Below are 14,664 nucleotides of genomic sequence, written 5' to 3' on the forward strand. Positions count from 1 at the left end.
TAGATGACATCTAAAATGGATGGTTCTTCCTTTTATACAATGGGGGTAGATAGTGGTTCCCTAACTGGCAAAGCAGTAATTATCGACGAAAATATGCGAATTGTTTCGTATAGCGTTAAACAGTTGGGGTTTGTTAGTCAAAAAGCAGTAACCATGGCAATTGATGAGGCATTGGAAAAAGCAGGATTGGTATTGGATGATATCGCGTTTACAGTAAGTACTGGTTATGGGCGAAAAAGGTTAGAAATTGCTGGTAAGAATCTAACAGAAATAAGCTGCCATGCAAAGGGGGCCAACTATCTTTTTCCCGAAGTAAAAACGGTGATTGATATTGGCGGGCAGGACAGTAAGGTAATCGCAGTTGACCAGACAGGAAACGTTAAAAACTTTGCAATGAATGACAAATGTGCTGCTGGAACCGGCCAATTTTTAGAAGTACTCGCTAGAGCATTAGATGTTGAACTGACTGAAATTGGCGAGTTGTCTATGCAATCAGATGCAGATATCAAAATCAGCAGCATGTGTACAACATTTGCTGAGTCGGAAGTTATTTCTTTAGTGGCTGAGGGACATTCAACGATCGATATTCTTTCTGGGATGCATAAAGCGATATCAGGGAGAATGAAAGGATTGGTTGGGCGTGTAGGGATGCAAAAACCGGTGATGATGACAGGTGGCGGCGCCAAAAATATTGGATTGGTCCATGCGTTAGAAAAATCTTTAGGTGTTTCGATTTTTATCCCTAATGAACCCCAAATCGTTGGCGCTTTAGGGGCGGCGTTATTTGCCAAAGACTTCGCTACAGGAATCAGGAAAAAGGTGGAGGAAGAGGAGGATTTAGATAAGTCTCGGGCACCGGCAAAAGATTGTGCGAGTTGTTCGATTCAGAATTATCAACTAAACAAAACCACTTAAATCGCTTTGAAACATAGGTATGGAAGGGAGAAGGCCATGCAGTACGAAACAATCCAATTTGAGCGTCGGGGTACCGGCGCTTGGATTATTTTAAACAGTCCCGAAAATATGAACTCGGTATCATCAACCATGCTCCAAGAGTTGGAGACCGTACTATCTGTATGCCAATCTGACAGTAGTGTTCAAGCAGTTGTACTTACCGGGACTGGGCAAGCCTTTTGTGCTGGGGCAGACCTTAAAAACGTGCTTTCCTCACTAAATCATTCACAACCGGGGATGAAAGATTTTCTCGAAATGTTTGACGAGGTGTGCGGACTGATTCGGATAATGCCGAAGCCAGTCATTGCTGCGATTAACGGTCTTGCACTGGCGGGGGGACTCGAGCTTGTCATGTGCTGCGATATCGTTTTTGCAGCAGAAAGTGCCAAGATTGGAGATGCCCACTCTAACTTTGGCGTATTTCCTGGTGCCGGTGGTGCTGCTGTTCTACCGAAGAAAATCGGTCTCAACCGGGCGAAGTATCTCCTTTTCAGCGGCGATTTTCTTTCAGCTGCTGAAATGGAAAGGTTTGGTTTGGTTAATAAAGTTGTCCCTGATGGCGAACTTTCCTTCGAAGTAGAAAAATTTGTTGAGAAGCTCGCCGCCAAAAGTCCATTGGTGCTTCGTCGGATGAAGGAAGTGGCGAACGCAGCTTTGGATCAAACTCAGGATGCGGCATTACGCCATGAGATGCTAAACCTCAGGCAGCATGTACGCTCTTACGATCTTGCCGAAGGACTTAAAGCATTTGCCGAGAAACGCAAACCTGAATTCAAAGGTTATTGATAGGAAGGTGACAAAAAGTGAAAATAGAAAATCGTGTGTTTATCATTACAGGCGGCGCATCGGGTCTCGGTGAGTCATGTTCGCGACTGTTTGTGGAAAAGGGCGCCAAGATTGGAATTTTAGATATGAATGAAGATCGCGGAGAGAATCTTGCAAGGGAACTTGGTAAATCCGCCGTTTTCTGCAAGACAGATGTAAGTGATGAAAACTCTGTACGTGATGCAGTAGAGGCGGTTACTAAAGTATTTGGCGCCATCCATGTGGCGGTCAATTGTGCTGGTCTTATTTATGCAGCAAAAGTCCACTCAAAGAAGGGACTTTTTCCAATGGATATGTTCAACAAAGTGATACAAGTAAATTTAATCGGGACAATGAACGTGGTCCGTTATGCAGTACAAGAAATGAAGAAGAATGAACCAGATGAAAATGGGGAGAGGGGTGTTATTGTCACTACAGCCTCGGCAGCGGCTTTTGCTGGTCAGCTTGGCCAGGCAGCATACAGTGCTTCCAAAGCCGGGGTGGTCGGCATGACACTTCCAATTGCCCGTGAAGTTGGGGATTACGGAATTAGAATTGTTTCCATTTCACCAGGTCTTTTCGATACACAAATGTCTAGTGGCATGCCTGAGTCCTTTAAGGAAGAGGTTTCAAAGCATATTCCTTTCCCAAAAAGGTTAGGCAGACCGCCAGAATATGCGGCAACGGTTAGTCATATTGTAGAGAATCCTTATCTCAATGGAACGACGATTATGCTGGACGGTGCAGCACAGCTGCCTGCGAAATAAACGTGACAGGTCAATAAATGAAACATTCTGAAAGGAGAATGAAAATGGCTGGAGCACTTGAAGGTCTGAAAATACTAGATTTTAGTACATTGGTTCCTGGACCTTACGCAACAATGTGCTTGGCAGATATGGGAGCGGATGTTCTTAGGATTAAATCAGGTACTAGGCCTGATGTAGTTGATTTTTTACCGCCTTTCCTGCCCGGGACAGAGTTGTCATCCGTTTCGGCGCAATTAAGCAGGAATAAACAGCTTATGACCTTAAATCTTAAGGATTCACGTGCGCAAGAAGTGATTCACCAACTCTTAGGTGAGTACGATATTATCATTGAGCAATTTCGTCCGGGTGTGATGGCGAAATTAAATCTCGATTATGAAAGCCTAAAAGAGGTAAACCCAAGACTAATTTATTGCTCCTTAACTGGTTATGGACAGACAGGTCCGATGAGAAATCGGGCGGGGCACGACCTTAACTACATAGCGATGTCAGGCGTCGCATCATACTCAGGGAAAAAAGAGTCGGGACCGCCGCTTTTAGGGGTGCAAATCGGTGACATTGCTTCAGGTTCTAACAATGCCATAATTGGCATTCTGTCAGCGGTCATCTATCGAGAGCGGACTGGTAAGGGTCAGCATATTGATGTTTCAATGACCGATGGATTGATTGCCTTCAATTCGTTCATGCAAGGGGCCGCATATTTAGTCGATGGGAAAGACGTGGGAATGGAAGAAAACCTTGTTAATGGAGGCTCTTTGTATGATTACTATGAGACGCTGGACGGCAGATACTTGAGTTTTGGCGGTGTAGAGCCGCAATTTTTCAAACGGTTTTGCCAAACGATTGGCAGACCTGACTTTGCGACAGGTGGAGTGACACCAAAGAAAGGGGCCGCGATCAAGGAAGAGATTCGCCAGATTATTAGAACGAGAACATTAGAGGACTGGATGAACCTATTCAATGATGCGGATGCCTGTGTTGAGCCAGTCCTTAAACTTTCCGAAGTATTAGATGGTCCGCTTGTTCGGGAGCGGGGAATGGTTGTAGAGGTTTCTGGACCAAATGGAAACAAAATAAAACAGATTGCAAATCCGATTAAGTTTTCGGAATCTTTACCTGTGTATCGACATACAGGGATTCCGCTATCACAAGCTAATACCGAGGCAATTATGAAAAGTCTAGGATACTCACAAGCCAAAATTGAGGAATTGGCCAATACGGGTCTTTTCAGCTAAAAGAATGTCATTTTCAAAGATAGTAGCCAGCTAATTGAGGAGGAAACATTTTGTCAATGAAACCATGTGTTAAACTTCATTTTGAAAGCAGGACAGCAGTTATCACGATCGAACATCCACCTGTTAACGCACTTAACCGGCAGATTATGGATGAGCTTGATCAGACACTGGAAGGGCTAAAAAGAAATTCCGATGCAAGGGCGCTCATCATTACTGGTGCAGGGGACAAAGCTTTTGTAGCCGGGGCGGATATCACACAGTTTCTCGATATTACGCCAGAAATAGGTTATGAACTCGCGAAAATTGGTCAGCGTATTTTTGATCGGCTTGAAGCTTTTGAAATCCCAGTTATTGCGGCTATTGACGGATTTGCACTTGGAGCTGGTTGTGAAATTGCCATGGCTTGTGATATGAGAATTGCAGGGGAAAAGGCGAAATTTGGGCAGCCAGAGGTGAATTTAGGGATTATTCCAGGATACGGAGGAACACAGCGATTACCAAGATTGGTCGGTACGGGTAAAGCGAAAGAGCTTATTTTTACCGGTGATGTTATTGAGGCTAGTGAAGCATACCGAATTGGATTAGTGGATATTCTCGTTCCTAGCGGGGAAGCCCTAAGTCAGGCTCTTAGCCTATCAGCCAGGATTCAGAAAAAGGCACCGTTGGCAATCAGCGCGGCAAAAAAGGCAATTACATTAGGGCTGGATCAACCGCTAGCGGATGCATTAGACTTAGAGGCTGAGTTGTTTAAAAAGCTTTGCTCCACAGAAGATCAAAAGGAAGGTGCAAGGGCATTTTTGGCGAAAGAAAAGCCAAGGTTTCAAGGGAAGTAGCACCTTTTTTTAGGGCACTACACCTCTAGCTATCAGAATTTTTAAGAAATAATAATCTTTGTAAGAAGGGAGAGGTAAATATGTCTGAATCTATTAAGGTAAGTATTGAGAACGGAATTGGTGCAATTTCTTTCAATCGTCCAGAGAAGTTGAACTCACTTTCAACCGAATTAGTAGAAGCTCTTACTGAAGTACTGCTAAACTTGGATAAAAATGCCGAAGTCAAAGTGGTTCTCCTATCAGGCGGAGGGAAATCATATTGTGCCGGTGGAGATTTGGAAACCATCATGCAGTTTACGAAACCCGGTGAAATCGCCATTTATCTGCAAAAGGCTATTAACCTAACAAGAATCATCCTCAATATGGAGAAATATGTGATTTCTGCGGTCCATGGATTTGCTGCTGGAGCAGGGTTTAGTCTTGCACTTGCTTCCGATTTTATTGTTGCTGACCGCTCAGCGAAGTTTGGGTTAAGTTTTGTGAATCTGGGAGTGATTCCTGATCTTGGCTTAATGAAGTTATTATCGGAACGAGTACCATTGGCCATTGCCAAGGAATGGATTGTTTCCGGTAAGATTATCGGAATGGAAGAGGCAAAGAACTGGGGAATCGTTAATAAGGTGGTGGAAGGTGATTTACTTCAGGAAGCAAGTGAATTTGCCCAGATGATCTTAAAGGGACCGCCAGTAAGTAATAAATATGTTAAAAAGATGCTGAATCATTCCGTTCAACTCCCTTGGGATGCTTTTTTAGAGCAAGAGACCATGGTTCAAACTCACCTACTAGCAACCGAAGATATTCAAGAGGGATTGAATGCGTTCCTGGAAAAACGTCCACCGGAATTTAAGGGGATTTAACCTAGACATAAACAAAACTGAGTGGGAGGGATTTAAATGTCGCTTAAAAAAATCGGTGTGATTGGGGCCGGGAGCATGGGATCAGGAATCGCCCAAGTAGCTGCTTGCGCTGGCTTTCAAGTTATTTTAACAGATTTGCAGCAGGATTTTTTAAATAGGAGTATCGGCAGTATTCATAAAAGCTTAGAGAAGCTGTCAGCAAAAGGGAGAATTAATGACTCAGTTGGGGCAATAATGGATCGGTTTACCGTGTCCACTAGCTTAGAAGATTTGAAGGACGCCGATATAGTTTTTGAGGTTATCATCGAGAATATCGCGAAAAAGAAGGAGCTATATAGTGAGATTGATCAAATTTGCAAAACGGACACGATTTTTTGTTCCAATACATCCGGTTTGAGCATAACCGAAATGGCATCTGCCACCAAGCGGCCAGATCGGGTAATTGGCACTCACTTTTTTAATCCGGTACCAATTATGGAACTGGTCGAAATTACCCGAGGCAATGATACCTCGGATGAAACTTATCTGATAGCCAAAGATTTATGTGAAAGCTTTGATAAAAAAACAATAACAGTTAACGAAGCACCTTTGTTTGCAGTAAACCGAATTTTAGCGCCGATGATTAACGAGGCGATCTTCGTTCTTCAAGAAGGAATTGCCAGTAAAGAAGATATTGACCTTGGAATGAGACTTGGGGCCAATCACCCTATAGGTCCTTTAGCTTTGGCAGATATGATAGGGCTGGACGTACTGCTGATGGTTATCGATACTCTTTACGAAGAAACTGCCGATTCTAAATATCGTCCCGCACCTTTATTGCGCAAACTAGTTCGGGCAGGCCACTACGGCCGGAAAACAGGTCGCGGTTTCTATGAATATGAAGAATTACAAAAATGAAACGTAAATAACCTCAATGCCGTTGATCTAGGAACTGAGTATTATAGATAAAAACGTAAATATCTTGCGAGAAACCGCAACTTATTTGCGTTTTTTTTGCTAATATCTTACATTTTTCCAATCTATCTTAAAGTATAGGAATCCTTCGTTCTATATTATACAATTGTAATTATAAACAAAAAATAGGATGATGCCCAATGGATTCTACGATGAAAAAAATTATAGAGGCTAGTTATTTAACTGCGGACTCGGCGGCACACTATCGGACGATTCTTCGCTATTTTTATCACCAGCACGAAAGAATGAGAGATTTTATTGCGCCGGAAGAGTTATTGGAACATATGCATTCGATACCAGCCTTCGCGGACTATCAAGAGGACCAGCTGCACCAGCAATTAGCGCAGCTAGTAAAATGGAATAATTTAATTGCCAGGCAGGATATGACCAACGCTAAAACAATTGAAGAATATAAGAAGAAACGGTTCCGCTACCAATGTACACCCTATACGGTTGAGATTGAGAGAATGATTGTACAGCTTGAAAAATTAGGAGATACGTTCCAAGGCTCGTTAGAACGATCGCAATTTGACCGGCTTTTCCAAGCGGTAACCACCCTGCAAAGTGAACTTGAACATGACCTTAACAAATCGGCAGAAGAATATATGCGGAATTGGGAGGATGTGTTTCGCTATTTTCAAACGATTCGTACCAGCACGGCTGATTATATTGCCTATATCAATAGTGAACAAACCGACCAAAGGATGCAGACCGATGCGTTTCTAGTCTATAAAAATCAGTTTACAACTTATTTACGAGATTTTATTGTATCCTTGCAAAAAACATCACTGCAAATCCAGCATTCATTATCAGAATTAACCTCTGGACGGTTACAGCATTTTTTTCAAAAATTAATCGAACATCGCGGGGCGATTCCCCGTCTTGAAGATGTTTCTTCGTCTACAAACGATTGGCTAACCGAATATGAGGAATATTGGTTCTCTCTTAGACAATGGTTTTTAGGATCCGCCACACAGCAAAGTGAACTAGATATCCTCCAGTGGCAAACCAATGAAATGATTCGCCGTATGACAAGATATGTGCAGCGCATTGGTGAGCGGCAGCAGCATTTTCGCAGCCGCAAAAAGGATTATCTGCAATTATCCAAATGGTTTGTGGAATGCCTCGATAGGGAAGAAGCGCACAAATTATCAGCGGTTGTATTTGGCTCAATGACGATTCAGCATCTTCAGCTCGTGGATGCGACCACCGAAAACCTTCATGTCGATACATGGGATGAGGCCCCGTTTGAATTGACCATTAAACCCAGAACAGTAAGGTATCGTGAAAAAACGAAGCCAGGATCATTTAATTCTAATGAAAGCAAGAAAAAAGAACAGCGAGAACTCTATTTAAAAGAACGAGAACAAGAGAAACGGTTAATCGAAAAATATATTACCCAAGGGAGAATAACACTCTCATCGCTAACAACAGTAGAACCGTTTATCCGAAAGGTTCTATTAAGCTGGATTGGGAAGTCTATGGCTAACAAAAATCGCATGGTTAAAACGGATTACGGGTTACAAGTTAAGGTAATGCTTGATTATGAGAAAATGATTACCTTACAGGCTGAAGACGGAAATTTACGAATGCCTGATGCCACATTCTTGTTTGGAGAGACTAGGTGATATTAATGGAGCAAACACAACTATTCGATGAAAAAGCTATCCAGGGAATGGACATCCTATTTCATCATTATTGGATCTTACGCACCGAACAGCCGGAATGGTATCAGTTGATCCGCGAGCGAGAGAAGGTATTGCGCCGCTACCTGGATGAAAAGTTCGGCCTGCGACTTATTGTCCACCAACATTTTATTAAACTGGAAAAAATCCCGGTTGAACCGGAAGGCTGGATGGGCATTCAAGATTTTCAAGAGCCGATGGATTATGCGATTTTTTGCTGTGCGCTTGCCTTTTTAGAGGGAAAAGCAGTGGATGAACAGTTTCTTCTTTCTGAGCTATGTCAAGAAATTCAAGCTGATTACCCAGGAGACTTTCCGCTTGATTGGACGCTCTATACCCACCGGAAATCATTGATAAGGGCTGTGAAAATCTTGATGGAATTCCAGCTCATTCGAACCATTGACGGGGATATCGGCCGCTTTGACCAAAATGAAGAGCAGGAAGTTTTATATGAAGCCAGCACCTATAGCAGATATTTTATGAGAACATATCCAGATGATTTTTCGAGCTACAAACACTGGGGCGAGTTACTAAAGGAAGATTGGAAACTAAATCAGGAAGATGAAAGAAGGAAGCGGGTGTACCGCAAGCTGTTCTTTTCACCTGGATTACATCGCCGTGATCAACAGGATCCTGATTTTCTCTATATCAGGAACTATCGAAATCGCTTAGCAGAAGATATCGAAAAACATAGTGACTATAAACTTCATGTCTATAAAAATACCGCCTTTTTATCGATTGCCGAACCAAGACAGTATCAGCAGGTTTTTCCGAATTCCAAGGCATCCACTGACATAATCCTTCAGTTGTCAAAGTACATTCATGGGCAGCCTGAGCGGTTCAAAGCAAACGAAAATGGTGAAATGCTGATGACAGAAGGTGAGTTTGAACAAGTGGTGGATGATTTAAGGCAGCAAAATGGCACAGGTTGGGCAAAGTATTTTCGCGATATGAGTACGAGTGGTATACGAACGGAGTTGCTTCGTGCCATGAAGGATTGGATGATGGTCGAGGTAGAAGCCGAAACTTCTCTTATTCGGATTAAATCAATAGTAGGGATAATGACGGGTGAGTACCCCGCAGATTTTCATACAGGAGGAACCGAACGATGACAGAGGAAAAATGGGTGATGAACCGAGCGGGGTTATTGAATTTTTGGTATTATGATGATGAAATTTTCCATTTTTCGGATGGAAAGCTTCTGCTTAGGGGGACGAACGGATCGGGAAAATCGGTTACAATGCAAAGCTTCCTGCCTGTGTTGTTAGACGGAAAAAAATCTCCTGACCGCCTCGACCCATTTGGGTCAAAAGCTCGCAGAATGGAAGATTATCTGCTTGGGGAAAAAGAGGTAGTCGATCGTGATGAGCGCACGGGATATCTGTTTATCGAATATAAAAAAGCTGGTGTAGAACGGTATATTACAACGGGGATTGGGATGCAGGCCAAGCGGCATAAAGGAATTAAATCCTGGTATTTTGTGATAACCGATAATCGCAGAATTGGCCATGATTTTGAACTTGCCCATTCGCAATTGGGTGACAGGGTGCCTTTTTCCGCAAAGGAACTGGAAAATCGCATCAGTGAGGGCGGATATGTTGTCCATACCCAGCGTGAATACATGGAGCTCGTCAATAAATATATATTCGGTTTCCAGTCAAATGAAGCCTATGAAGACTTGATTAAACTGTTGATCCAATTACGAAGCCCTAAACTGTCAAAGGATTTTAAACCGACAGTTATTTATGAAATATTGGAATCTGCCCTGCCTCCTTTAACCGATGATGAATTAAGGCACCTGTCAGATACGATTGAAAGTATGGATCAAACCCAGCAGCAACTCGAACAGTTAGAACGTGAATATGCCTCTAGCAGCAGGCTCGTTAACCAGTATCATTCCTATAATCAATATATTTTGGCTGAACGGGCGGAGAAGTGGCAGAATGCCTTAAAAAGATTCACTGTCGCAGAGGAACATGTAAAAGGTTTAACGGCTCAAGACGAAGAATTGACTAAAGAAATTCAACTAGAAGAAGAACAGAAGCGGCATTATGTCCAGCAGCAAGAAATTGCCGAAGAGGAAAAAAAGCGGCTGGAGCGCCATGAGGTTTGGAATCTGGAAGAGGATAAGCGTAAGAAAATAGAATATACAAAATCACTAAGTAGTGAAATAAATTCCTTACAGAAGAAATGGGATCACAAAAACAGACAGTACAATCATCTATGGCAGGAGCGGGAACAGAGTCAAAACCAGATAAGGCAGCATGAAAGCGTCATGGAAGATTTACTGGGTGATCTGCAATTTGATGCGGAAGAAGCTGCTTTTTCAGAGCATGTGGTTAACGTCCACGATTTCGAACGTCATCAGCAGGAGGAGTTTGATTTTTCCATCTGGATTCGTGAGATTGGCAGTCATGAACAATTACTTGCGGATTTAAAGCAATTAGCTGATGAGGAAAATCGTCTAGCAGAAGAGCATAGCCGGTTCCAGCGGCAGTCTTCTGAGAAAAAGAAAGAAGTGGATGCCTTAAGAAAGAATCTCGATCATTTAGCCGATTGGTTTACGGAAGAGAAACAAAAGGTGGAGCACCAGGTGTTTTCTTGGATTGAGCAGCATCCAAAGCTTATTTTTTCAAAAGAGAAACGACAAGAAATCGCCCGTTCAATCGAAGGCTTATATGAAGAAAATCGCTACGAGCAAGTGAGGGAAAAACTGCTTGCTGCGGTTAATGATTATATTACCGAGATTAGTACGAAGAAAAACCTAATGGAGAAAAAGATAGAAGATAAAAAGCAAGAAATGGAAGCAGCTCGGGCAGAACTGCATCACTGGAAGACATTGAAAATGCCTAACCCGGAGCGAGCAAAGGATACAGAGGTATTTCGCAGGCAGCTTCTAGAAGAAGGGCAGGCCTTTATTCCGTTTTATGCAGCGGTAGAGTTTCAGGATCATGTGACAGAAGTGCAAAAGGAGAGAATTGAGTCTGCATTAAAACAAACGGGCATATTGGACAGCCTAATCACTGAAAATTTCCTTGACCCGACCCATGATCGGGTGATCCGACCGGAGCCGCAATTACTCGGATATACGCTAGCGGATTATTTGCGTCCGGATGTAGAGGCAGATAGTCTTATTTCAAATAATCTGGTTGATGAAATATTACGGAGCATCTCCCTTGAACAGGAAGGATCTGGTTTTCATGTGGATGCCGATGGGTCGTATTCACTTGGTTGTTTAGTGGGGCATGCCCCAAATGAAGGGCCGTCCAAATATATCGGCCGTACATCGCGCAAACGATACCAGCAGGAGAAAATCAAAGAATGCGAGGTATCCATTGAGCAAATCCAATTAGTGTTGGAGGAACTAAACGTTCAACGTCGTCAATACGAGGAGGAGGTCCTCCGTGCTGAACAATGGAAGCAGACCATGCCGGAAGATCAAAACTTGAGTGACGTGAATGTTCAAATTGAAAAGACCGGTCATCAATTGGAGGAGCAGAAAAAGGTTCATCTTCAGCTAGATGAACACTGGAAGCAAGTACACGGTCAGCTTCAAGCAATTAAGGTAAAACTTCATCAAGAAGGCGGCCAGCTAAACATTTCATTAACAAAGGAAGTCTTGGGACAAGCATTAATCTCAGCGAAGAATTATCGTGATCAACTTTATAGCTTCAAGGATCTCTTTCAAAAATGTTTGTTTGTGCGGAATAGAATAGAGGATCTAACTTATCGCTTAGCTGAAATGGAAACGGAACTGGACGAGCTCAAAGGGGATCAAAATGTAAAAGAATCAAAGTTGCGTAAAGAAAAGGTTGAAATTGAGGCAATTGAGCAACAGTTGAAACTAAAAGGGATCGAGGAAGTAAGACATAGGATTCAACAAGTGCAGCAGCAGCTAAGAGAAGCAATAGAAAGGATTACTCATCTGCTTGAAACCATCCCTGAAAAGAAAGCAAGGCAAGGGACTTGTGAACAGGAATTAGTTTCCGCGAAAACAAGTGCGGAATTCTGGTCAAATATGGCGGACGAATGGGAACAGATGGTGAAAGCGGAAATCGCCCGTGGTTTTGTAGAGGTTGCTGAAATGGATCCTGTTAAAATCGTCAAACAGCTAGAATCCATTTTAGGAAAATATGACCGGTCAAAGCTAAATGAACAGCTAACAAAGGCGTTCATCAATGAACAGGTATTTTTAACAGAATACAGAATGTTTGAATACCCGGAAGACACGGAGCGTCCAGGGTGGTTTTCGAAAGAATGGGGTGACTACTATGAACCCTTTATGAATGAATGGAATCAGCTTCAAAGCCGCCGTCTAATTCTAATGGAATATAAAGGACAGCGTGTCAGTCCGTATTTTGTGTTCACATCACTGGAAAAAGAGTTAGAAGACCAAAAAGGCTGGCTCGATGAACAAGACCGCCAACTCTATGAGGATATTATCGTCAATACAGTTGGAGTAATCTTACGAAACCGAATCAAACGTGCCGAAAAATGGGTGAGTGAGATGGACAAAATTATGGAAAGTCGTGATAACTCATCCGGCTTAACGTTCTCTATTGCTTGGAAACCATTAACGGCTGAATCCGAAAAGGAATTGGATACGAAAGATCTGGTCAAGCTCTTGCAGCGAAATAGTAAGTTTTTGAACGAAGAGGATTTAAATCGGATTACAAAACACTTCCAGTCCAGAATTGAAAAAGCAAAGGAATTAATTCAGTTACGAAATGAAGGGTCGACGCTTCATCAAGTATTAAAAGAAGTGTTGGATTATCGAAAGTGGTTCACCTTTGTTCTTTCCTTTAAGCGTGTGAATGAGCCGAAACGAGAATTGACGAACAATGCCTTCTTTAAATTTAGCGGCGGGGAAAAGGCAATGGCGATGTATATTCCTTTATTTACAGCAGCTTATTCAAGATACAAAGAAGCAGGAGCGATGGCACCGTATATCATTTCCCTCGATGAGGCCTTTGCTGGGGTAGATGAGAATAACATCCGCGACATGTTTGAAGTGGTGGAGCAGCTTGGCTTTAATTATATTATGAACTCCCAAGCCTTATGGGGCGATTATGACACCATTTCGAGTCTATCGATTTGTGAGTTAGTCCGGCCAAAGAATGCCGACTTTGTTACGGTGATTCGCTATCAATGGGACGGGAAACAGCGTACCTTTGTGGTGGATGATGAGCCTGCTCCGGAGCTAGTGACACATGAATGACAAAGTACAGGTGTTTAGGGACGAACCAGGTTTTGTTAAATTGTTTACCTTATTTAAGGAAAAATACCGTTCAATCGGGAGAATCGGTGGCACGGTCAGTTTGGATGGCTTTTCCTATGATGATGTAGAATCAATTGCCGGGTTTTTAGGTCAGTCGGTTGACACAATCCTTGAAAAAGGGAAGATTTCATTACTTTCCTTTGAAAAAGAATTACCGCTGACCGGTTTTGCAGAGTATTCCCTTATTGAATTGCTTGAAGAAGTGCTCGGGGAGTCGATTCTTACTAAAAATGAGGAAAGTAGCATTGAAGAAGAGAAAGAAAAGAGGTTCTTTCAAGAGTTATGTTTTAATTATCCTGAGGGAAGCTGGTGGTGGGAATGGATCGAGTCGAAGCCGCCGGATTCCCGGTGGATCTGGTCGCTTTATAAGCAGGATGCTTTGGGATTAAAGGAAAAATTAATCACCGTTTTTAAAGCATATCAAGATCTTCCCTGTATGGAGAATAAGTATGAAAGACTGCCGCTGTTTGCCCAACGAACAACGGGAAATCCGCATTTTTTTGATAATAATCAACTAGCAGGTAAATTGCTCGTCAATTGCCTGCAGGTAGATCAACAGCTTAAGGGACAACGTGTACCGGGTATGCCGAAAACAACAGAGGACCTAAATGATTTGCTAGGTTTGTATGGTTTGATGAGGGATGATTTGTGGAGTTTTGTTTCCTGCCGCGGATTACTTGCGGAATGTGAAATGGGGCTTCATCCGGTTTGGAAAGCCGCTGCTGAAACGAATACCGTTTTAAACGTTCCGATTAAGGAATTACTGAAAATAAAAAGAATCTGGCCAGCAGCAGGAAACAAGGTATGGATTGTAGAAAATTCTAGTGTCTGTTCAACGATTGTTGATGAGGTTGCTGATGCTCCCGTAATCTGTACCCATGGGCAATTTCGGGCTGCGAGCTGGATAATGTTAGATTTGTTAGTAGAAGCGGACTGTCATCTTTACTATTCTGGGGACTTAGATCCGGAAGGGCTTTCGATGGCACAGCGGTTAAAAGAACGTTATCAGGATCGAGTTACTTGCTGGAGGATGGATGTAGAGTCATATGAAAAGACCATTTCAGATGAGGATATTTCTGGCAGGCTTTCGAAAATGGAGTCAATATCATCACCTGAACTTGTTGAAGTGGTGAATGTTCTAAAAATCAGGAAAAAAGCGGGGTATCAAGAAGGATTAGTAAATGAACTTGTGTGTGATATAAAAAGGGAATTTAAATAGTAGATGAAAGGCTGACCCAAATGGTCGTTGAAAAATAACTTTTAGGGTCAGTTTTTTTAATTCACAAAGGAACAATTTTTC

General features: G+C 42.6%; 11 protein-coding genes. All 11 read left to right on the plus strand.

Annotated elements, in window-relative coordinates; genetic code table 11:
* Positions 1-3 precede the first annotated feature (3 nt).
* Positions 4-915 carry an acyl-CoA dehydratase activase gene (locus ACIQCO_RS09410; RefSeq protein WP_400427746.1) on the plus strand — a complete coding sequence of 304 codons (912 nt, stop codon included), beginning with the start codon at positions 4-6 and terminating at the stop codon, positions 913-915.
* A gap of 36 nt (positions 916-951) precedes the next feature.
* The gene (locus ACIQCO_RS09415) at positions 952-1,740 is read left to right on the plus strand and encodes an enoyl-CoA hydratase/isomerase family protein (protein WP_400427748.1); all 789 of its coding nucleotides are present in this window, start codon (positions 952-954) and stop codon (positions 1,738-1,740) included.
* 17 nt (positions 1,741-1,757) lie between these two features.
* Positions 1,758-2,525 (plus strand): SDR family NAD(P)-dependent oxidoreductase, encoded by a 768-nt coding sequence (locus tag ACIQCO_RS09420; RefSeq protein ID WP_400427749.1) that lies wholly within the window; start codon positions 1,758-1,760, stop codon positions 2,523-2,525.
* Positions 2,526-2,569: 44 nt separating this feature from the next.
* Positions 2,570-3,757 carry a CaiB/BaiF CoA transferase family protein gene (locus tag ACIQCO_RS09425; RefSeq protein ID WP_400427751.1) on the plus strand — a complete coding sequence of 396 codons (1,188 nt, stop codon included), beginning with the start codon at positions 2,570-2,572 and terminating at the stop codon, positions 3,755-3,757.
* A gap of 56 nt (positions 3,758-3,813) precedes the next feature.
* Positions 3,814-4,590 (plus strand): enoyl-CoA hydratase/isomerase family protein, encoded by a 777-nt coding sequence (locus ACIQCO_RS09430; protein ID WP_400427963.1) that lies wholly within the window; start codon positions 3,814-3,816, stop codon positions 4,588-4,590.
* Between the two features lie 80 nt (positions 4,591-4,670).
* Positions 4,671-5,447 (plus strand): enoyl-CoA hydratase/isomerase family protein, encoded by a 777-nt coding sequence (locus tag ACIQCO_RS09435; RefSeq protein WP_400427754.1) that lies wholly within the window; start codon positions 4,671-4,673, stop codon positions 5,445-5,447.
* Positions 5,448-5,483: 36 nt separating this feature from the next.
* Positions 5,484-6,344 (plus strand): 3-hydroxyacyl-CoA dehydrogenase NAD-binding domain-containing protein, encoded by an 861-nt coding sequence (locus tag ACIQCO_RS09440; protein WP_400427756.1) that lies wholly within the window; start codon positions 5,484-5,486, stop codon positions 6,342-6,344.
* A 197-nt stretch (positions 6,345-6,541) separates the two neighbouring features.
* Complete coding sequence (locus ACIQCO_RS09445; RefSeq protein ID WP_400427758.1) at positions 6,542-8,029, plus strand: TIGR02677 family protein; 1,488 nt, start codon at positions 6,542-6,544, stop codon at positions 8,027-8,029.
* Positions 8,030-8,034: 5 nt separating this feature from the next.
* A complete protein-coding gene (locus ACIQCO_RS09450; protein WP_400427759.1) occupies positions 8,035-9,198 on the plus strand; it encodes a TIGR02678 family protein in 1,164 nt (387 codons plus the stop codon).
* On the plus strand, positions 9,195-13,304 hold the full coding sequence (locus tag ACIQCO_RS09455) for a TIGR02680 family protein (RefSeq protein WP_400427761.1): 4,110 nt from the start codon (positions 9,195-9,197) through the stop codon (positions 13,302-13,304). The genes ACIQCO_RS09450 and ACIQCO_RS09455 overlap by 4 nt, the downstream gene beginning before the upstream one ends.
* The gene (locus tag ACIQCO_RS09460; protein WP_400427764.1) at positions 13,297-14,583 is read left to right on the plus strand and encodes a TIGR02679 family protein; all 1,287 of its coding nucleotides are present in this window, start codon (positions 13,297-13,299) and stop codon (positions 14,581-14,583) included. The genes ACIQCO_RS09455 and ACIQCO_RS09460 overlap by 8 nt, the downstream gene beginning before the upstream one ends.
* Positions 14,584-14,664 lie beyond the last annotated feature (81 nt).

Source organism: Neobacillus sp. NPDC093127 (assembly GCF_044754175.1).
Taxonomy (GTDB): Bacteria; Bacillota; Bacilli; order Bacillales; family Cytobacillaceae; genus Neobacillus.